At 68.5% G+C, this 20,536-nt stretch carries 16 protein-coding genes and 3 tRNA genes; 12 read left to right on the plus strand and 7 right to left on the minus strand.

Annotated elements, in window-relative coordinates; all coding sequences use genetic code 11:
- Positions 1–5 precede the first annotated feature (5 nt).
- The 6 genes from nirD to Tsedi_RS03975 form a co-directional block, all read right to left on the minus strand.
- Complete coding sequence (gene nirD / locus Tsedi_RS03950) at positions 6–461, minus strand: nitrite reductase small subunit NirD (RefSeq protein ID WP_143893816.1); 456 nt, start codon at positions 459–461, stop codon at positions 6–8.
- Positions 458–3,010 (minus strand): nitrite reductase large subunit NirB, encoded by a 2,553-nt coding sequence (nirB, locus tag Tsedi_RS03955; protein ID WP_246099171.1) that lies wholly within the window; start codon positions 3,008–3,010, stop codon positions 458–460. The genes nirD and nirB overlap by 4 nt, the downstream gene beginning before the upstream one ends.
- Positions 3,011–3,012: 2 nt before the next feature.
- The gene (locus Tsedi_RS03960) at positions 3,013–3,822 is read right to left on the minus strand and encodes an ABC transporter ATP-binding protein (protein ID WP_143893818.1); all 810 of its coding nucleotides are present in this window, start codon (positions 3,820–3,822) and stop codon (positions 3,013–3,015) included.
- Positions 3,819–4,751, minus strand: coding sequence for a nitrate ABC transporter permease (ntrB, locus tag Tsedi_RS03965; protein WP_143893820.1), 933 nt, complete (start codon positions 4,749–4,751; stop codon positions 3,819–3,821). The genes Tsedi_RS03960 and ntrB overlap by 4 nt, the downstream gene beginning before the upstream one ends.
- Before the next feature lie 16 nt (positions 4,752–4,767).
- Positions 4,768–6,060, minus strand: coding sequence for a CmpA/NrtA family ABC transporter substrate-binding protein (locus tag Tsedi_RS03970; RefSeq protein ID WP_143893822.1), 1,293 nt, complete (start codon positions 6,058–6,060; stop codon positions 4,768–4,770).
- Between the two features lie 312 nt (positions 6,061–6,372).
- Complete coding sequence (locus tag Tsedi_RS03975; protein ID WP_185970574.1) at positions 6,373–7,608, minus strand: nitrate regulatory protein; 1,236 nt, start codon at positions 7,606–7,608, stop codon at positions 6,373–6,375.
- Positions 7,609–7,935: 327 nt separating this feature from the next.
- Here Tsedi_RS03975 and Tsedi_RS03980 point away from each other — a divergent pair, with 327 nt between their 5' ends.
- The 8 genes from Tsedi_RS03980 to Tsedi_RS04015 all read left to right on the plus strand — a co-directional run bounded on the left by Tsedi_RS03980 (position 7,936) and on the right by Tsedi_RS04015 (position 15,603).
- Positions 7,936–9,189 (plus strand): SLC13 family permease, encoded by a 1,254-nt coding sequence (locus Tsedi_RS03980; RefSeq protein ID WP_143893826.1) that lies wholly within the window; start codon positions 7,936–7,938, stop codon positions 9,187–9,189.
- A gap of 109 nt (positions 9,190–9,298) precedes the next feature.
- Positions 9,299–10,606, plus strand: a complete 1,308-nt coding sequence (gene tig / locus Tsedi_RS03985) for a trigger factor (protein WP_143893828.1) — start codon at positions 9,299–9,301, stop codon at positions 10,604–10,606.
- Between the two features lie 157 nt (positions 10,607–10,763).
- On the plus strand, positions 10,764–11,372 hold the full coding sequence (gene clpP, locus Tsedi_RS03990; RefSeq protein WP_143893830.1) for an ATP-dependent Clp endopeptidase proteolytic subunit ClpP: 609 nt from the start codon (positions 10,764–10,766) through the stop codon (positions 11,370–11,372).
- A gap of 33 nt (positions 11,373–11,405) precedes the next feature.
- Positions 11,406–12,674: an ATP-dependent Clp protease ATP-binding subunit ClpX gene (gene clpX / locus Tsedi_RS03995; RefSeq protein WP_143893832.1), complete on the plus strand. Its 1,269-nt coding sequence runs from the start codon at positions 11,406–11,408 to the stop codon at positions 12,672–12,674.
- A gap of 95 nt (positions 12,675–12,769) precedes the next feature.
- Positions 12,770–15,196: an endopeptidase La gene (gene lon, locus Tsedi_RS04000; RefSeq protein ID WP_143893834.1), complete on the plus strand. Its 2,427-nt coding sequence runs from the start codon at positions 12,770–12,772 to the stop codon at positions 15,194–15,196.
- A gap of 84 nt (positions 15,197–15,280) precedes the next feature.
- Positions 15,281–15,356 (plus strand) — tRNA-Gly (locus Tsedi_RS04005).
- 65 nt (positions 15,357–15,421) lie between these two features.
- Positions 15,422–15,495, plus strand: a tRNA-Cys gene (locus tag Tsedi_RS04010).
- A gap of 32 nt (positions 15,496–15,527) precedes the next feature.
- Positions 15,528–15,603 (plus strand) — tRNA-Gly (locus Tsedi_RS04015).
- 72 nt (positions 15,604–15,675) lie between these two features.
- Here the strand turns inward: Tsedi_RS04015 and Tsedi_RS04020 are convergent.
- Positions 15,676–16,491, minus strand: a complete 816-nt coding sequence (locus Tsedi_RS04020) for an alpha/beta fold hydrolase (RefSeq protein WP_143893836.1) — start codon at positions 16,489–16,491, stop codon at positions 15,676–15,678.
- 59 nt (positions 16,492–16,550) lie between these two features.
- On the opposite strand from Tsedi_RS04020, the gene Tsedi_RS04025 reads away from it, so the two are divergent.
- The 4 genes from Tsedi_RS04025 to Tsedi_RS04040 all read left to right on the plus strand — a co-directional run bounded on the left by Tsedi_RS04025 (position 16,551) and on the right by Tsedi_RS04040 (position 20,524).
- Complete coding sequence (locus Tsedi_RS04025; RefSeq protein WP_143893838.1) at positions 16,551–17,456, plus strand: EI24 domain-containing protein; 906 nt, start codon at positions 16,551–16,553, stop codon at positions 17,454–17,456.
- The gene (locus tag Tsedi_RS04030) at positions 17,453–18,274 is read left to right on the plus strand and encodes a competence/damage-inducible protein A (RefSeq protein ID WP_143893840.1); all 822 of its coding nucleotides are present in this window, start codon (positions 17,453–17,455) and stop codon (positions 18,272–18,274) included. Before Tsedi_RS04025 ends, Tsedi_RS04030 begins: the two co-directional genes overlap by 4 nt.
- A gap of 191 nt (positions 18,275–18,465) precedes the next feature.
- Positions 18,466–19,881: a type I glutamate--ammonia ligase gene (glnA, locus tag Tsedi_RS04035; RefSeq protein ID WP_143893842.1), complete on the plus strand. Its 1,416-nt coding sequence runs from the start codon at positions 18,466–18,468 to the stop codon at positions 19,879–19,881.
- 94 nt (positions 19,882–19,975) lie between these two features.
- Positions 19,976–20,524 (plus strand): HlyD family secretion protein, encoded by a 549-nt coding sequence (locus Tsedi_RS04040; protein ID WP_246099172.1) that lies wholly within the window; start codon positions 19,976–19,978, stop codon positions 20,522–20,524.
- Positions 20,525–20,536: the final 12 nt, after the last annotated feature.

Raw genomic sequence — 20,536 nt, forward strand, 5'->3', positions numbered from 1 at the left:
AGCATTCAGCCGGCGCCGACGAGAGAGGCCGGGCCGTTGGGGGCTGAGACGGTCGGCGCGCACCGGGCCGGACCCGCGATCGGTCGGGTGAGGTCCACCGCGTGGTGAGCGAGCTCGTCGGCGCGCAGCCAGATTTCGCCGTCGGTGACCCGAACCTGAAAGGTCGGCGTGCAGCCCTCGTCCGGCGCAGCCGCCTTGCCATCAGACAGGCCGATCGTCCAGTTGTGCAGCGGGCAGGCCACCCGTTGATCGAACACGATGCCCTGGCTCAGCGGCCCGCCACGGTGCGGGCACCGATCCAGCAAGGCAAAGATGCGATCGTCCGCGGTGCGAAAGACCGCGACGTCCAGGCCCTGCGCGCGCGCCACGCGACGCGCGCCAAGCGGAGGAATGTCTTCGATGCGGCAGATACGGATCCATCCGGCGTCATCCGGCGACGGGTTGCAGCTGGGCGCGTTCATGCAGAAACTCCTTCCTCGGGCAGGCGGTCCACGCTCCCATCCGCTTCGACCACGGCCACCGGCTGAAACTGGCGTTCGTCGACCTGGGCGCGCACCCGTTCATGCCAGGGATCGGGTTCGTCACGCAGGGCGTCCTGCAGACGGGCCCACAACGCGCGGCGGCCTTCGTCGTCCTGCACGATGCGCTGCTTGACGTAGTCCAGCCCGACGCGGGCGACGAAGTGGCAGGTCCGCTCCAGATACCATCCTTCCTGCCGGTACAGTTCCAGAAAGGCGCCGGCGTACTCGAGCACCTCCTCGGCGCGGCGGACTTTGACGAGAAACTGGGCGACCTCCGTCTTGATGCCGCCGTTGCCCGCGACGTAGATTTCCCACCCGGACTCGACGCCCACCACCCCGACGTCCTTGATGCCCGCCTCGGCGCAGTTGCGAGGGCAGCCGCTGACGGCCAGCTTGACCTTGTGCGGGGCGTACATGCGCCACAAGGCACGCTCCAGCTCCTTGCCCAGGCGCGTGCTGTCCTGGGTGCCGAACCGGCACCACTCGCTGCCGACGCAGGTCTTGACGGTGCGCAGCGCCTTGGCGTAGGCGTGCCCGCTGGGCATGCCGAGATCGCGCCACACGTGGACCAGGTCTTCCTTGCGCACGCCCAGCAGGTCGATACGCTGACCGCCCGTGATCTTGACCGTCGGGATCCGGTACTTTTCGACCACGTCGGCGATGCGGCGCAGCTCGGCCGCGCTGGTCTCGCCGCCCCAGATGCGGGGAACCACGCTGTAGGTGCCGTCCTTCTGGATGTTGGCGTGGCTGCGTTCGTTGATGAAGCGGCTCTGGGGGTCATCGCGCGCTTCACCTGGCCAGGTGCTGATCAGGTAATAGTTGACCGCAGGCCGGCAGGTGGCGCAGCCGTTGGGGGTTTTCCAGCCCAGGTGGCTGAACACGTCGGCGATGCGCAGCAGACGGCGTCCATCGGCCAGCGGCGTGCGGATGGCCTGACGCAATTCCTCGTGGCTGAGCTCGGTGCAGCCGCAGACTGGTTTTTTCTTCGGCGTGGCTTCGTAATTGCCGCCCGCCACCGACATCAGGATCTGCTCCACCAGCCCGGTGCAGGAGCCGCACGAGGCGCTGGCCTTGGTGTGGCGGCGCACTTCTTCCAGCGTGAACAGCCCCTTGCTGCGGATGGCCTGGCAGATGGTGCCTTTGCGCACCCCGTTGCAGCCACAGATCTCGGCGTCGTCCGGCAGCGCGGCAGCGTGGTGCTGGCCCTGGTGCCCGCCGTCGCCCAGATGCCGTTCGCCGAAGATGAGCCTGTCACGGATCGGCTCAATGTCCTGCCCCTCGCGCATCAGGCGCAGGTACCACGACCCATCCGCGGTATCGCCGTACAGGCAGGCCCCCACCAGTCGCCCACGCTGGATGACCAGCTTCTTGTACACGCCGGCCTGCGGATCGCTGAGCACGATCTCCTCGCAGTCAGCGTCCTCGGCTCGGCCGCTGGAAGCCCCCATGAATTGGCCTGCCGAGAAAAGGTCGATGCCGGTCACCTTCAGCTTCGTCGAGACGAGCGAGCCGCCGTAGCGCGCGATGCCGAATTCGGCCAGGTGGTTGGCCAGCACCTTGGCCTGCTCGAACAGGGGGGCCACCAGGCCATAGTTCACCCCCCGGTGGTTGACGCATTCGCCCACGGCATAGATGCGCGGGTCCGTGAGGGTCTGCATCGTGTCGGTGACGACGACGCCGCGCTGGCAGTGCAGGCCCGCACGCTCGGCCAGCGCCGTGTTGGGGCGGATGCCGACGGCCATGACCACCAGTTCGGCGGGAATCGTCGTGCCGTCCTTCAGGCGCACCGCGCCGACGCGCCCGTCGGCGCCTGGCAGCAAAGCCTCGGTGTGCGCCTGCAGCAGGAAGCGCAGCCCTCTTTGTTCGAGCGCGCGCTGCAACAGGCCGGCCGCCACGGGATCCAGCTGACGTTCCAGCAGCCACGGTGCCACGTGTACCACCGTGACTTCCATGCCGCGCTTGGCCAGACCGTTGGCGGCCTCCAGGCCCAGCAGACCACCGCCGATGACCACCGCATGCCGGTGGCGCTGCGCGGCTTCGATCATGGCCAGCGTGTCGGCGATGTCGCGGTACGCGAGTACGCCAGGCAGCTCGCGCCCCGGAATCGGCAGCATGAATGGGATCGAACCGGTCGCCAGGATAAGCCGGTCGTAGGGCACCTCGATCTCGGTGCCGTCGGCCCGGCGGCCGCGTACCCGGCGGCGCGCCCGGTCGATGTCGGTGGCGGTGCAACCCGCATGCAGTGTGATGCCGTGCTGCCGGTACCAATCCCAATCGTTGAGGACGATGTCCTGCAACGTTTGCTCCCCGGCCAGCACCGGTGAGAGCAGGATTCGGTTGTAGTTGGGGTGCGGCTCGGCGCCCAGAACGGCGATGTCGTACCGATCCGGGGCCAGCTGCAACAGCTCCTCCAGCGCCCGCACGCCGGCCATGCCGTTGCCGATCATGACGAGCCGCTGGCGATCACGAGGGTGGGTTCGCATGTCCATGGTCAGGCAGCCTTCTCAACATGCGTCTGGCGGGTGTAGAGGAAGTCCAGCACGGCCTTGCGGCAGCGCAGGTAGGTGGCATCCTCGGCCAACTGCAGCCGCTGCCGCGGCCGGGCCAAGGGCACCGGCAGCACCTCGCCGATGGTGGCAGCCGGCCCGTTGGTCATCATCACGATCTTGTCCGCCAGCAGCACCGCCTCGTCGACGTCATGCGTGACCATCACCACCGTGCTGCGGGTGCGTTCGACGATGTCGAGCAGCTCATCCTGCAGGCGGGCGCGCGTCAACGCATCCAGCGCCCCGAACGGTTCGTCCATCAGCAACACCTTGGGCTCGATGGCCAGCGCCCGGGCGATCCCCACGCGCTGCTTCATGCCGCCGCTGATCTCGCCCGGCCGCTTTTGCGCGGCGTGCGCCAGACCGACCAGCTCCAGCGCCGCCGCCGTGCGCTCCCGCAGCCGCGCCTTGGGCTCGCTGGCGCCAAACACCCGCTCGACACCGAGGTAAACGTTGTCGAAACAGGTGAGCCACGGCAGCAGCGCGTGGTTCTGAAACACCATGGCGCGGTCCGGCCCTGGCCCGGCGATTTCCCGGCCGGCGCACAGCAGCACGCCCTGGCTCGGCCGGGTCAGTCCCGCGATCAGGTTGAGCAAGGTGGATTTGCCGCAACCGGAGTGGCCGATCAGCGTGACGAACTCCCCCTTGGCGATGGTCAGGTTGATGTCGCGCAGCGCGACGAACGGCCCCCGTGGCGTCTTGAACACCTGTCCCACGCCTTGGATCTCGATGTACTTCAGGTCTTGCGGGTTCATGAGCGCACCTCGTCGTACGTGAACGCGGCAGCCAGCCGCACGAGCACGGTCTCCAACGCCAGGCCGACCAGGCCGATGACGAGGATCGCCACCAGGATGTGCTGGACGTTGAGGTTGTTCCACTCGTCCCAGACCCAGAAGCCGATGCCGACCCCCCCGGTGAGCATCTCGGCGGCGACGATGACCAGCCACGCCGTGCCCACGCTCAGACGCACACCGGTCAGCACGTACGGCAGCGTGGCCGGCAGCAGGATGCGCGTCAGCACCGTCCAGCTGGACAGATCCAGCACCCGGGCCACGTTGAGGTAGTCCTGCGGAACGCGCTGAACGCCCACCGCGGTGTTGATGATCATCGGCCAGATGGAGCAGATGAAGATCGTCCAGATGGCGGCCGGGTTGGCGCTCTTGAAGACCAGCAGCCCGATCGGCAGCCACGCCAGCGGGCTGACCGGGCGCAGCAGGGCGATCAGCGGGGCGAACATCGCCGACAGCCAGCGCGAGCTGCCCAGCGCGAAGCCCAGCGGAATGCCGACCAGCGCCGCCAGGCCGAAGCCCAGACCGACGCGCTGCAGGCTGTGCAGGACGTTCCAGCCGATTCCTTGATCATTGGGGCCGTTCTGGTAGAACGGATCGCTGAACAGGGCCCATGCGGCCTCGAAGGTGGAGCGCGGGGTGGGAAACGCGCCGCCCTCCCGGGTCAGCAGCGCCCAGACGCCCACCAGCAGCGCCAAGCCGCTGGCAGCAGCCAGTGCCCGCGTCAAGGTCGGAAGCCAGACCGCGCCCGCGCTGGAGGCATTGGCCCGCGCGGGCGCTGGCTTGCGGGTCGGGGTCGAGCTGGATGCGCCCTGGGCACGTGCGGCAGTCACGGGCGGCGGCGAGACCGAGGACACTTCGTCCGCGGGCGGCATGTGAAAGACGGCGGCAACCATGATGGGCTCCTCGGGGTCAGGCCTTGACAGCGAAGCCGTCGGCATAGCGCGCAGGATCCTTGCCGTCCCACACGACCCCGTCGATCAATCGGTTGGAGCGCAGGTCGGACTTGGGCAGGTTGACTTTGAGCTGGGTGGCGGCCTGACGGTACAGCTCGGTCTGGTTGATCTCTCGCGCCACCTGCTGGTAGTTCGGATGTTCCTTCAGCAGTCCCCAGCGCTTGTGCTGGGTCAGGAACCACATCCCGTCGGACAGGTACGGATAGTTCACCGCCCCGTCGGCGAAGAACTTCATGTGGTTCGGATCATCCCAGGTCCGGCCCAGCCCGTTCTGATAACGCCCGAGGATGCGCTGGTTGATCGCATCGACGCTGGTGTTGACATAGGCCTTGTCGGCGATGGTCTCGGCCATCTTCAGCTTGTTCTGCAGCCCGCTGTCGATCCAGCGGCTGGCCTCCAGCACGGCCATGATGACGGCGCGGCAGGTATTGGGGTTCTGGCGCACGAAGTCGGCAGTCGTCCCCAGCACCTTTTCCGGGTGATCCTTCCAAATGTCCTGCGTGGTGACCGCCGTGATGCCGATCCCATCCATGATGGCGCGGTGGTTCCAGGGCTCACCGACGCAGAAGCCATCCATGTTGCCAACCCGCATGTTCGCCACCATCTGCGGCGGCGGCACGGTGATGACCTTGGCGTCACGCAGCGGATGCACGCCCAGGCTGGCCAACCAGTAGTACAGCCACATCGCGTGTGTGCCAGTGGGGAAGGTCTGCGCGAAGGTGTATTCCCGCTTCTCGGAGGCCATCAGCTTGGCCAGACCCGGGCCGTCCACCGCTCCCTTCTCGGCCAGTTTGCGGCTCAGCGTGATGGCCTGGCCATTGTGGTTCAGGGTCATCAGCACCGCCATGTTGCGCTTCGGCCCGCCGACCCCGAGGTGCACGCCGTAGATCAGGCCATAGAGCACGTGCGCCATGTCCAGGTCGCCGTTGATCAGCTTGTCCCGCACGCCGGCCCACGAGGCTTCCTTGGTCGGGATGATCTTGACGCCGTATTTCTGATCAAAGCCGAGCACGCTGGCCATCACGACACTGGCGCAGTCGGTCAGCGGGATGAAACCGATCTTGACTTCCTTCTTCTCGGGTGCGTCCGAGCCTGCTGCCCACACCCCGGGATGTCCCAGAGATCCGAACACGGTGGCAGCCCCCAAGGCGGCGGTGCGCTGCAGCGCCCGGCGTCGGTCGGGGCGCTGCGGTCCTGTCCGTGGCGAGGTGCCGGCGCCTGATTGAGCGGAATGGTGAGCGGTGGTCATGGCAAACCTCCTGAAGGGGGTGAAAAAAGGTGAAAAAAGCAAACGGCGCCCTTGTCGTCAGACCCCCCGAAGGGGTCTGCTGCGAAAGGACGCCGTTGTCCGGTGTGTGCGCGCCGACCGCCGTTGGTCACGCGCTTTGTCAAACCCTCAAGCACGAATCGTGCCAAGGTCGGCGATGAGGGTAGATCATGGGGCATGCCCCGTCGTAGTGGGTTTCACGGGGGCGGTGAACGAACCTTCCGCTCCGTGCAGTGCACCGCGCAGGTGCAACCATGCCCTCTTGCGGCGCCTGCTGCGCAACTTTGGCGCCGTTTACGGGCGGTCAGCCGGCAGCAGCTCGGCGCTGGCCAACAGCGCCTGCGCCACGTCGACGAGACGTCGGCCTTGGTTCATCGCCTGTTGGCGCAGACGGCGATGCGCGTCTGCCTCACTCAGGCCTTGCCGGGCCATCAAAAGACCCTTGGCGCGTTCGATCAACCTGCGCTCCTGCAGGTTGGCCCGAACCCGTTCGAGCTCGGCCGTGACCTGCTGCAGCTGGCGTGACTGCGCCTCGATGACCTCCAGGACACACGCGCTGGATCCATGGGGCCAGGACGGCGCAGGCGCTGCGGATCTCGCAGCCTCGTCCTCAGCAGCAAAAAAGGCGGCTGCATCCTTCCATGCATCCTCGTCGGATCGAAGGTCCAGATCCCCGGTGGCCAGTTCCGACAGTGACCGCTCGGCCTGCCGCAGCTTGTGCTCGCTCAGGGCTCGCAGCTCCTGGACCAGCTGCTCTTCGACCCTGCGCAGCGCATCCAGGCGTGCCGTGCAGGCGGCAAACCAAGCGGCACTGCAGCTGGAATTCAGCCGTGCGGCTGTTCCAGACGACAGCAAATGACGGCGAAACCGTTCCAGCTTGGCCAATACCGTCGCGTCAGGCAGATTGGCCAGCGCGTCGGCCAGCTCTTTCGACGTCAGCGTGGCCACGACCTCGATGCTTCGCTGTTGCGCATCAATCAGGTGCTGGAGGTGTCGTTGCTCGTCAGCTGAAATCGAGCCACGGGCGAAGGCCAAGGCTCCGGCGGCGCGTTCCTGTCCCGCGAGCTCCTTGCCCTGGGCCAAGTGGAACAGTGCGACCAGGCAGCGCGAGATGTCGGGGTCCTGGGCCGCGTCCGCGGCCTCGAACACCATCGACAGCAGGGTCTGAATCAGTCGGATGTACGCCTGGGTTGCCCAGCGTGCCGAGCAGCGTCGTTCCAAGACCTGCTCGCGCAGCCAAGGCAGTGCCTGCAGTCCCTGGTGCACCAGGGCGATGTCGGTCAGCAGTCGGGCACGCTGCAAGCCTGGGGTGGTCATGCCTGAGTCGATGGCATCCAACTCAGCAGTAAAGCCCTCTCGCTCCCGGTCGGTCGCTGCCGTCTGCTGCGTCAGAGCTTCGCGCCATTCATCGGTCGTGCTGCCTAGAAACAGATTGGTCAACCCGCGTTCCCGCTGCAGCTGGTGAACCAGGGCGGTGGTCGTGTGCAGCAACCGGCTCGTCTGAGCCAGTTGCCGCAGCTCGGCTACCATGGCCTGACGCGAGGCCCGCAACCATCGCAACGCTCTGTCCATGGGTACCAGGCAAGCAAGTTGGATGCCTGTCCGTGCCGGATCCCCGGGGACCTCGAAGGCCAATGGGGACGGAGCCCCCAATCCATCCGGGGTGTGCCTGTGTTGGCGGATACACTTGTAGGCGGGGGGGTCGCGTGTGCTCCGGCTATTTACGCAATATCTACGCAAGTCAACTGCAAGCCATTGATGTTTCGACGGTGTTGGTGCGCCCCCCGCGCGCACCACGGCGTCGTCGCGTCTGCGCGGGCTGCGACCGCTGTCCGGCCGCGTCTGCCTCGCCTTCCCATGTCCCTGCCTGATGCTCTCGACTGGGTGACGCTGGGTACGCTGGCGGTGTTCGCCATGGTGTACCTCGGCATGTTCCTGGGTGGCCTGCCGCGCACCGGGCTGGACCGCAGCGGCGTGGCGCTGCTCGGGGCGATCGCGATGATCGCGGTGCAGGGCTGGTCGGTGGCCGAGGCTGCCGCGGCGATCGACCTGCCGACGATCGTGCTGCTGTTTGCCTTCATGCTGCTGTCGGCGCAGATGCGGCTGGGGGGCTTCTACGGTGCGGTGACGCTGGCGGTGGGGCGGCGCGCCTGGCCGCCGGCGGCGCTGATGGCGGCGCTGCTGGCGCTGGTGGCGGTGCTGTCGGCGGTGTTCTCCAACGACGTGGTGTGCCTGGCGGTCACGCCGGTGGTGGTGCGCATCGCCTGGCGGCGCGGCTGGGATCCGGTGCCGTGGCTGGTGGCGGTGGCGTGCGCGGCCAACATCGGCTCGGCTGCGACGCTGATCGGCAACCCGCAGAACATGCTGATCGGCTCGGTGCTGAAGCTGCCGTTCGCGGCCTACAGCGCGCAGGCGCTGCCGCCGGTGTTGCTGGCGCTGGCGGCGCTGTGGCTGTGGATGGTGGGGGTGCTCAGGCGCACGCCGCCGCGCGTGGCGCCGCCGGTGGCGGCACTGGACGATGCACCGCCCTACGACCGTTGGCAGTCCGCCAAGGGTTTGCTGGTGGCGGCGGCGCTGCTGGCGGCGTTTGTATTGACCGACTGGCCGCACGAGGGGGTGGCGCTGGTGGCCGCCGGCGTGCTGCTGCTGAGCCGTCGGCTGCACTCGGTGCAATTCATGGGGCTGGTCGACTGGCCGCTGTTGCTGCTGTTCATGGGGCTGTTCGTCGTCAACGCCGGGCTGCAGCGCACCGGCCTGGCAGCGCAGGCGGTGGACTGGATGGGGCGCCACGGGCTGGCGCTGCACGAGCCACTGGTGCTGGCCGGCGCGGGGCTCGCGCTGTCCAACCTGGTGTCCAACGTGCCGGCGGTGATGCTGTTGCTGCCCCACGTGCAGGGGACGGGGGCGGGCGTGACGCTGGCGCTGGCCAGCACCTACGCCGGCAACCTGCTGCTGGTGGGCTCGATCGCCAACCTGATCGTGGCCGACCTGGCCGCGCGTGACGGCGTGCGGCTGGACTGGCGGCGCCACGCGGCGATCGGCGTGCCGGCCACGTTGCTGAGCCTGCTGACATGGGCGCTGTGGGCGGCAGTGTCCGGGCCCGCGGCCTGAGCGGCGCATTACAATCGACCATTTGTCCGGCGCTTCGGTGTGCCGGATGACCGAACATCCTCAGGATTCGTCCCGCGGGCGGGTCCGTCGTCCCTTCTAGGAGTGATCAATGGCAGTCAACGTCGAAACCCTGGACAAGCTCGAGCGCCGGATCACGCTCGAGCTGCCGCTGGAGGCCATCCGCAAGGAAGTGGATGCGCGGCTGAAGCGGCTGCAGCGCCAGGTGCGCATGGACGGTTTCCGCCCGGGCAAGGTCCCGCTGTCGGTGGTGGCGCAGCGCTATGGGTACTCGGTGCAGTACGAGGTCATGAACGACCAGGTCGGGCAGGCGTTCGCCGACGCCGTGGCCGAGGCGCAACTGCGCGTCGCCGGCCAGCCGCGCATCACCGAAAAGGAAGGCGCCCCCGAGGGCATGGTGGCGTTCGAGGCCGTCTTCGAGGTCTTCCCGGACGTCAAGCTCGGTGACCTGTCGGCGCTGGAGCTGGAGCGGCTGGAGTCGTCGGTCGACGAGGCCGCCGTCGAGCGCACGCTGGAGATCCTGCGCAAGCAGCGCCGCACCTTCAGCCCGCGCGCCGAGGGTGAGCCGGCCCAGGACGGCGACCGTGTGACGATCGACTTCGAGGGCAAGATCGACGGCGAGCCGTTCGCGGGCGGCAAGGCCAGCGACTTCGCCTTCGTGCTGGGCGAAGGCCAGATGCTGCCGGAGTTCGAGAACGCCGTGCGCGGCATGAAGGTGGGTGAGTCCAAGACCTTCCCGCTGGCGTTCCCGCAGGATTACCAGGGCCGCGAGGTGGCCGGCAAGACGGCGGATTTCCTGGTCACGGTGAAGAAGATCGAGCAGCAGCAGCTGCCCGAGGTGGACGAGGCGTTCGTCAAGTCGGTCGGCATCGAGGCCGGCACCGAAGCGGCGCTGCGCGAGGACATCCGTCGCAACCTGGAGCGTGAGCTCAAGTTCCGCCTGCAGGCGCGCAACAAGACGACGGCGCTGGAGGCGCTGGCCAAGGCGGCCGTGCTGGACCTGCCCAAGGCCGCCGTGGAAGCCGAGATCGACCGCCTGGTCGAGGGTGCACGCCAGGACCTGAAGCAGCGCGGCATCAAGGACGCCGACAAGGCGCCGATCCCGCGTGAGCTCTTCAAGGAGCAGGCCGAGCGCCGCGTGCGTCTGGGGCTGGTGGTGGCCGAGCTGATCAAGACCCACGATCTGCGTGCCACCGATGAACAGGTCGAGGCCCACCTGCGCGAGCTGGCTTCCTCCTACGAATACCCGGAGGAAGTGGTGCGCTGGTACAAGGCCGACCCGCAACGCCTGGGGGAGATCCAGGCCATCGTGCTGGAAAACAATGTCGCCGATTTCATCTTCGCGCAGGCCAAGGTCACGCCCAAGGTGGTCACCTTCGCCGAGCTGATGGGCCAGTGAGAACGGCGGCGCATGCCGGCGCCGGCCGGTGCGCCGGCGCGACGGGGGGCGGACGGCGGTCCGCCCCTTTTTGCTGGCGCCGCCGCGGGGCAGCCCCGGAGCGGTTACAGTAAGCCCATCGCACAACCCCATGCACCCGAGACGGAGCACACGACGCATGAGCGCGCTGGATACCCAGGCCCTGGGCCTGATCCCCATGGTCATCGAACAGTCGGGCCGCGGCGAGCGGGCCTACGACATCTACTCGCGCCTGCTGAAGGAGCGGGTGGTGTTCCTCGTCGGCCCGGTCAACGACCAGACCGCCAACCTGGTGGTGGCGCAGCTGCTGTTCCTCGAGAGCGAAAATCCGGACAAGGACATCTCGCTCTACATCAACTCGCCGGGCGGTTCGGTCAGCGCCGGCATGGCGATCTACGACACGATGAACTTCATCAAGCCCGACGTCTCCACGCTGTGCATCGGCATGGCCGCCAGCATGGGCGCCTTCCTGCTGGCCGCCGGTGCCAAGGGCAAGCGCTTCGCGCTGCCCAACTCGCGCGTGATGATCCACCAGCCGCTGGGCGGCGCGCAGGGCCAGGCCACCGACATCGAGATCCACGCGCGCGAGATCCTGCGCCTGCGCGCCGACCTCAACCGCATCCTGAGCGAGCGCACCGGCCAGCCGCTGGAGAAGATCGAGCGCGACACCGACCGCGACTTCTTCATGTCCGCCGCCGAGGCCGCCGAGTACGGCCTGGTGGACAAGGTCATCGACCGGCGTGCCTGAACCCCATCGCCCCACCACCGCGACGCCCTTTCCATGCCCGACAAGAAGAGTTCCCGCGACAAGACCCTGTACTGCTCGTTCTGCGGCAAGAGCCAGCACGAGGTGCGCAAGCTGATCGCCGGTCCCTCGGTGTTCATCTGCGACGAGTGCATCGAGCTGTGCAACGACATCATCCGCGACGAGGCGCAGGATGAGCCCGCCAAGGCGTCCGGCCCGGCGGCCGATGCGCTGCCCACGCCGGCGCAGATCAAGGAGCACCTGGACCAGTACGTCATCGGTCAGGAGGCGGCCAAGAAGACGCTGGCGGTGGCGGTCTACAACCACTACAAGCGGTTGCGCCACAACGAGGAGGTGCAGAAGAGTGGCGTGGAGCTGGCCAAGAGCAACATCCTGCTGATCGGCCCCACCGGCAGCGGCAAGACGCTGCTGGCCGCCACGCTGGCGCGCAAGCTGCAGGTGCCGTTCGTGATGGCCGACGCCACCACGCTGACCGAGGCGGGCTACGTCGGCGAGGACGTCGAGAACATCATCGCCAAGCTGCTGCAGACCTGCGACTACGATGTCGAGAAGGCGCAGCGCGGCATCGTCTACATCGACGAGATCGACAAGATCACGCGCAAGTCCGAGAACCCCTCCATCACGCGCGACGTCTCCGGCGAGGGCGTGCAGCAGGCGCTGCTCAAGCTCATCGAAGGCACGGTGGCCAGCGTGCCGCCGCAGGGCGGCCGCAAGCACCCCAACCAGGACATGATCGCGGTGGACACCACCAACATCCTGTTCATCTGTGGCGGGGCGTTTGCCGGGCTGGAGAAGATCGTCGAGGCGCGCACCGAGGCCAGCGGCATCGGCTTCGGCGCCACCGTGCGCAGCAAGCGCGAGCGTCCGCTGACCGAGCTGTTTGCGCAGGTGGAGCCCGACGACCTTGTGCGCTACGGCCTGATCCCCGAGCTGGTGGGTCGCCTGCCGGTGGTCACCGCGCTGGCCGAGCTGGATGAGGAGGCGCTGGTGCGCATCCTCACCGAACCGAAGAACGCCATCGTCAAGCAGTTCGCCGAACTGTTCGCGATGGAGGGCGTGGAGCTGGAGGTGCGACCGGCCGCACTGCGCGCGATCGCCAAGAAGGCGCTGCAGCGCAAGACCGGCGCGCGCGGCCTGCGCTCGATCCTGGAGCAGGCGTTGATGGATACCATGTTCGAGCTGCCCAGCCTGCGCGGCGTCGCGCGGGTGGTGGTGGAGGAGGCCACCATCACCGAAGGCCGCCCGCCGCTGCTGGTGTACCACGAGGAAGCCAAGCAGGCCTGAGCCGCGGTGCTGCCAGCCCGCCGCCGTGGCGGCGCGCGCCGCTTGAAGTCCGGCCGCCGCGCCCCCACCTGAGCCGCCTGAAAGGAACCATCCCGATGTCCGGACTGCCCCCTCTGCCTGCCGAGCCCGTCACGCTGCCGCTGCTGCCGCTGCGCGACGTGGTCGTCTTTCCGCACATGGTGATCCCGCTGTTCGTCGGGCGGCCCAAGAGCATCAAGGCGCTCGAGGCCGCCATGGCGCACGAGCGGCGCATCATGCTGGTGGCGCAGAAAACCGCCGCCAAGGACGAGCCGACCCCGAACGACCTGTTCGAGGTCGGCTGCGTGGCCAGCATCCTGCAGATGCTCAAGCTGCCCGACGGCACCGTCAAGGTGCTGGTGGAGGGCGTGCAGCGCGCCAAGGTGCTGCGCGTCGACGACGGTGAAGCGCACTTCGCCGCCCACGTGCTGCCGGTGGACGCCGAGGCCGAGCGTGCCGAGGCCGACCCGAAGGAGCTGGAGGCGCTGCGCCGCGCGGTGATGCAGCAGTTCGAGCAGTACGTCAAGCTCAACAAGAAGATCCCGGCCGAGATCCTGACCTCGATCGCCAGCATCGACGATCCGGGGCGGCTGGCGGACACGATCGCCGCGCACCTGCCGCTGAAACTGGAGGCCAAGCAGAGCGTGCTCGACCTGGAGCGCCTGGTGCCGCGGCTGGAGCACCTGTTCGCGCAACTGGAGGCCGAGGTCGAGATCCTCAACGTCGACCGGCGCATCCGCGGCCGCGTCAAGCGCCAGCTCGAGAAAAACCAGCGCGAGTTCTACCTCAACGAGCAGGTCAAGGCGATCCAGAAGGAGCTCGGCGAGGGCGAGGAGGGCGCCGACCTCGAGGAGCTGGAAAAGAAGATCAAGAAGGCGCGCATGCCCAAGGAGGCGCGCAAGAAGGCCGAAAGCGAACTGAAGAAGCTGCGGCTGATGTCGCCGATGTCGGCCGAGGCCACGGTGGTGCGCAACTACATCGACGTGCTGGTCAACCTGCCGTGGAGCAAGAAGACCAAGGTGCGCCACGACCTGGCCTACGCCGAGGAAGTGCTCAACGCCGACCACCACGGGCTGGAGAAGGTCAAGGAGCGCATCCTGGAGTACCTGGCGGTGCAGCAGCGCGTCGACAAGGTCAAGGCGCCGATCCTGTGCCTGGTCGGCCCGCCGGGGGTGGGCAAGACGTCGCTGGGCCAGTCGATCGCCAAGGCCACCGGGCGCAAGTACGTGCGCATGGCGCTGGGCGGCATGCGCGACGAGGCCGAGATCCGCGGCCACCGGCGCACCTACATCGGCGCGCTGCCGGGCAAGGTGCTGCAGAACCTCACCAAGGTCGGCGTGCGCAACCCGCTGTTCCTCCTGGACGAGATCGACAAGCTCGGCATGGATTTCCGGGGTGACCCGGCCTCGGCGCTGCTGGAGGTGCTCGACCCCGAGCAGAACCACACCTTCCAGGATCACTACGTCGAGCTGGATTTCGACCTGTCGGACGTGATGTTCGTGGCCACGTCCAACTCGCTCAACATCCCGCCGGCGCTGCTGGACCGCATGGAGGTGATCCGGCTGTCGGGCTACACCGAGGACGAGAAGGTGGCCATCGCGCTGCGCTACCTGCTGCCCAAGCAGCGCGCGAACAACGGCGTCAAGGACGACGAGCTGGAGGTGAGCGAAGCCGCCGTGCGCGACATCGTGCGCTACTACACGCGCGAGGCCGGCGTGCGCGCGCTGGAGCGCGAGATCTCGCGCATCTGCCGCAAGGTGGTCAAGGGACTGCTGCTGGGCAAGATGAGCAAGCCGGTGGTCGTCACGCCGGACAACCTGGCGGACTTCCTCGGCGTGCGCAAGTACACCTACGGCCGCACGGAACAGCAGAACCAGGTCGGGCAGGTGGTGGGGCTGGCCTGGACCGAGGTCGGCGGCGACCTGCTGACGATCGAGGCCGCGATCATGCCCGGCAAGGGCAACGTGATCCGCACCGGGTCGCTCGGCGACGTGATGAAGGAGTCGGTGGAGGCCGCGCGCACCGTGGTGCGCAGCCGCGCGCGGCGCCTGGGCATCGCCGACGAGCTGTTCGAGAAGAAGGACATCCACATCCACGTGCCCGATGGCGCCACGCCCAAGGACGGCCCGAGCGCCGGCATCGCGATGACCACCGCGATCGTCTCGGCGCTGACCGGCATCCCGGTGCGCGCCGACGTGGCCATGACCGGCGAGATCACCCTGCGCGGCGAGGTCACGGCCATCGGCGGCCTGAAGGAAAAGCTGCTGGCGGCGCTGCGCGGCGGGGTGCGTACCGTCATCATTCCGGAGGAGAACGTCAAGGACCTGGCCGAGATCCCGGACAACGTCAAGCAGGGTCTGGAGATCGTGCCGGTCAAGTGGATCGACAAGGTGCTGGAGCTGGCGCTGGAGCGCCTGCCGCAGCCGCTGCCGGAGGAGGAAGAGCCGGCCGTGCCGCCGGCGGCCCCGGCGACCGGAAGCGGCGCGGTGCCGGTGACGCACTGAAGTCGGGCGAGCGGCGGATTTTTTCCGCTATAATGCAGGCTTCAGACGACGCGCCGACGATCAAGTCAGCACGTCGTGCGGCATGCGGGAATAGCTCAGTTGGTAGAGCGCAACCTTGCCAAGGTTGAGGTCGCGAGTTCGAGACTCGTTTCCCGCTCCAGATTGCCGGCGGCTCGCCCGCAAGGCGGGCCGCCAAACCGGCGGTTGCCGGGTTGAACCGGACAAGGCGCGGTAGCAAAGCGGTTATGCACCGGATTGCAAATCCGAGTAGGTCGGTTCGACTCCGGCCCGCGCCTCCAGTCAGCGCGGCAGGTGAAAGCCTGTCGCAAAGGCGGGAATAGCTCAGTTGGTAGAGCGCAACCTTGCCAAGGTTGAGGTCGCGAGTTCGAGACTCGTTTCCCGCTCCAGTCAAAGAGGGCCAGCCCGATGGGGCTGGCCTTCGTCTTTTCGGTTCCACCCCGGCGGGTGTCAGCCGATCGTCACGGCACGGTGACCAGCCAGTCGCGCACGGCCGCCAGCAGGGCGTCGGGCTGGTCGCGCTGCGGGCTGTGGCCGCAGTGCGGCAGCTCCAGCCGCTGCGCGTGCGGCGCCGCGGCCTGGATGGCGTCCAGCTGCGCCAGCGTGCCGTATTCGTCGTCCAGTCCCTGCACCAGCAGCAGCGGGGCACGGATGCGCGCGCATTCGGCACGGATGTCAAAGCCGCGGAAAGCCTGCGACAGCCAGACGTCGTTCCACTGCCAGAAGGCGCTGTCCGGATCGGCGTGGTGGCGCGCCAGCCGTGCGCGCAGGTCGCCTTCCTCGTAGGCGGTGCGCGCCGCGGCGATGGCACGCAGCGTCACGTCCTCGACCACGACGTGCGGCGCGATGGCCACGCAACCCGCTGCCGGCAGGCGCGCCGCGTACAGCAGCGCGATGCTGGCGCCGTCCGAATGGCCCACCAGCACCGGGGGTTGGCGGATACCGAGCGCTGCCAGCAGCGCCGGCAGCGTCGTCCACGCTTCGCGGTGCAGGTAGTCCGGCGCATGGCGGCCGCGGCCGCGCACGTCGGGGATCGGCTCGGAGCGGCCGTAGCCGCGGCGCGAGTACAGCCAGCCCTCCCGACCGCTGGCCGCGCACAGCTCGGCGGGCCAGTCGCGGCCGCGCTGCGTCCACAGCGACACGCAGCCCAGCCCCTCGTGCAGGAACACGAGCGGCGCGCGCGGCGGCGCACCGTCCGGCGGCGCCAGGTGGCGCACCTCCAGCGCCACGCCGCCGACGCGCACGTGGCTGGCCGCGGGGGGGACGGGCTCGACCATGCGCTCATGGTAGCGCGGCCCGGCCTGGGCCTGCGCCGGCGCGGTATGCTTGCGGCTCCATGCGCTTGCTGCTCGGTTCGTTCTGGCGCGCAGTCGCCTACTGCCTGCACCCGCGGGTCATTGCGCTGTCGTTGCTGCCGCTGGTGCTGATGGTGGCCGGCGCGTTCGCGCTCGGCTATCTTTTCTGGGACCGGGCGGTCGATGCCGTGCTGCACTGGCTGGAGTCATGGGCGCTGGTGGAGTGGGTGCTTGGCTGGCTCGACAGCGTCGGCCTGGGCGGGCTGCGCGCCGTGGTGGCGCCACTGCTGGTGCTGGTGCTGGCCACGCCGCTGATCGTGGTGGCGGCGCTGCTGCTGGTGGCGCTGCTGATGACCCCGGCGATCGTCGACCTGGTGGCGGCGCGGCGCTTTCCGGATCTGGAGCGTCGCCACGGCGCCGGCTGGTGGGGCAGTCTGGCCTGGTCGGTGGGGTCGACGCTGCTGGCGCTGCTGGTGCTCGTGGTCACGCTGCCGCTGTGGCTGATCCCGCCGCTGGCGCTGGCGCTGCCGGCCCTCATCTGGGGATGGCTCAGCTATCGGGTGCTGGCGTTCGATGCGCTGGCCGCGCACGCCAGCGCCGAGGAGCGGCGCGTCCTGCTGCGGCGCCACCGCGGCCCGCTGCTGGCCATGGGCGTGGCCACCGGCCTCATCAGCGCCGCTCCCAGCATGCTGTGGGCCTCCGGGGCGATGTTCATCGCGCTGGCGCCGCTGCTGCTGCCGCTGGCGATCTGGATCTACGCGCTGGTGTTCGCGTTCGCCTCGCTGTGGTTCGTGCACTACCTGCTGGCGGCCCTGGCCGCGCTGCGCGAGCAGACGGCTTTGCCGCCTTCACCGCCTGCGGCGCCGGCCGCGGCGAGCGTCATCGACGTGCCCGCCCGCGAACTGCCGGGCGAGGCCGACTCCTCCGTCCGTCCGTCCGCATCATGAATGCTGCTGCGCGCTTCGGCCTCATCATCATCGGCGACGAGATCCTGTCGGGCAAGCGACAGGACAAGCACCTCGGCAAGGTCATCGAGCTGCTGCAGGCGCGCGGCCTGGCGCTGGCCTGGGCGCGCTACCTCGGCGACGACCGCGCGCTCATCACCGAGGCGCTGCGTCAGGTCTTCGCCGGCAGCGACGTGGTGTTCTCCACCGGCGGTATCGGCGCCACGCCCGACGATCACACCCGCCAGGCTGCGGCGGCGGCGCTGGGTGTGGAGCTGGCCCTGCACCCCGAGGCCAAGGTGCTGATCGAGCAGCGCATGCGCGAGGTCGCGGCCGAGCAGGGCGTGCCGTTCGAGCCGGACCGTCCCGACAATCTCCAGCGGCTGCAGATGGGCATGTTCCCGCAGGGCGCCCGCATCATCCCGAACCCGTACAACCGCATTCCGGGCTTCACCTGCCTCGGACCGGGAGGCGCCGTGGTGCACTTCGTCCCGGGCTTTCCGGTGATGGCCTGGCCGATGATCGAGGCGCTGCTGGATACCGAGTACGCGCACCTGCACGGCCGCGGCCGCCAACACGAGCGCTCGGTGATCGTGCTGCGTGCGCTGGAGGCGACGCTGACGCCGTTGATGGAGCGCATCGAGGCACAGTTCGACGGCGTCAAGGTCTTCAGTCTGCCCAGCGTCGACCATCCCGAATACGGCCGCCACATCGAGCTCGGCGTCAAGGGGCCGGCCGAGGCGGTGGAGGCGGCCTATCGCGAGCTGCTGCAGGGGCTGCAGGCCCTGGGGCAGACCTTGGGCCCTGAATTGGTGCGTTGAGCGATGCACCAATCGGAGGCGGCGCACCATGATGGTGCAATCTCCCATTCCGGCGATCGGCTGGGTGCCGCGCTCCCCCTTGCCGGGGAACGCCGCTGCAGCGGCGGCGGGGCGCCGCGGGAGCTGGCATGGATCCTGCTAAATTCCGCTCATCCCTTTTCGACCCCCTGACCCAATCAAGGAGCAATGGCATGGCCAAGACCGTCGCCGACGTCATGAACATGATCAAGGAAAACGACGTCAAGTTCGTCGATTTCCGCTTCACCGACACCCGGGGCAAGGAGCAGCACGTCACCGTGCCGATCTCCGCCTTCAGCGAGGACAAGTTCACCTCCGGCCATGCCTTCGACGGCTCGTCGATCGCGGGCTGGAAGGGCATCGAGGCCTCGGACATGCTGCTGATGCCCGACCCCAACACGGCCAACATCGACCCGTTCTACGAGGAGACGACGCTGTTCCTGCAGTGCGACGTCATCGAGCCCAGCGACGGCAAGGCCTACGACCGCGACCCGCGCTCGATCGCCAAGCGCGCCGAAGCCTACCTGAAGGCCTCGGGCCTGGGGGATACCGCCTACTTCGGTCCCGAGCCGGAGTTCTTCGTCTTCGACAGCGTGACTTGGAACACCTCGATGGGCAAGGTGGGTTACGAGATCGAGGAGTACGAGGCGTCTTGGAACACGGGCACCAAGTATGAGAACGGCAACCGCGGCCACCGCCCGGCGGTCAAGGGGGGCTACTTCCCCGTGCCGCCGGTGGACAGCACGCACGACATGCGCGCCGAGATGGTGCTGATCCTCGAGAAGCTCGGCATCCCGGTGGAGGTGTTCCACCACGAGGTCGCCGGTGCCGGTCAGTGCGAGATCGGCACCAAGTTCAGCACGCTGGTGGAGCGCGCCGACTGGACGCAGACGCTCAAGTACGTGATCTGGAACGTGGCCGAGCGCTACGGCAAGACCGCCACCTTCATGCCAAAGCCGATGGCCGGCGACAACGGCAGCGGCATGCACGTGCACCAGTCGGTGTGGAAGGACGGCAAGAACCTGTTCGCCGGTGACGGCTACGCGGGCCTGAGCGACTTCGCGCTGTACTACATCGGCGGCATCATCAAGCACGCCCGCGCGCTCAACGCCATCACCAACCCGACCACCAACAGCTACAAGCGCCTGGTGCCGGGCTTCGAGGCGCCGGTCAAGCTCGCCTACTCGGCGCGCAACCGCTCGGCCTCGATCCGCATCCCGTACGTGGCCAACCCGAAGGCGCGCCGCATCGAGGCGCGTTTCCCGGACCCGACCGCCAACCCGTACCTGTGCTTCGCGGCGCTGCTGATGGCCGGTCTGGACGGCGTGGAGAACAAGATCCACCCGGGTGAGGCCGCCACCAAGGACCTCTACCACTTGCCGCCGGAGGAGGACAAGCTGGTGCCGACCGTCTGCCACAGCCTCGACATGGCGCTGGACTACCTCGACAAGGACCGTGCGTTCCTGACCAAGGGCGGCGTGTTCACCGACTCGATGATCGACGCCTACATCGAGTTGAAGATGCAGGAGGTCACCCGGTTCCGCATGGTGCCGCATCCGGTCGAGTTCGACATGTACTACAGCCTGTAAGGCGGGCGTTGGCGGCTCCCCGGTAGGGGGCCATCCGGCGATGGCGGGGCGGCCGGCGTGCCGCCCCGCGGCGTTTTCGGGGATACTGTGGCCCATGGTCAAGCAACGGTGTCGGGTGGGAGCGGTGGTGCTGGCGGTGGCGCTGGCCGGCGCGGCGCTGACGGCGGCGGCCCAGGGCGGCAAGATCTGGCGCTGCGGCAACGAGTACACCAACAACCCCGGGCCGGACCCGGCCGCGCGCGGCTGCCGCGAGGTGCTGGGCGGCAACCTGACGATCGTCGAGGGCACGCGCCCGGCCGCCGCCTCGGCGCCGGCTGCGGGCGGGGGCGCTGCCGGCTCACCGGCAGGCAACGGCCGCACGGCAGCCGAGCGCGTCGCCCCGGACCAGCAGCGCCAGCGCGACCTCGAGGCGCGCCGTATCCTCGAGCAGGAGCTGCGGCGCGCGCAGGAGCGGCTGGAGCAGGCGCGCGCCGACTACGCCGGCGGGCAGCCGCCGCGGCTGGCCAACGAACGCACCGACGGGCCGCGCTACCAGGCGCGCGTGGAGGAACTGCGTGCCCGCGTGGAGCGCGCCGAGGCCGACGTCGCGGCGCTGCAGCGCGAACTGGCGCGCCTGCCGCCGGCCCCCGGTGAGGGTCGCTGAGCACCCCCGCAA

Origin of the sequence: Tepidimonas sediminis, assembly GCF_007556605.1 — a bacterium.
GTDB classification, from domain to species: domain Bacteria; phylum Pseudomonadota; class Gammaproteobacteria; order Burkholderiales; family Burkholderiaceae_C; genus Tepidimonas; species Tepidimonas sediminis.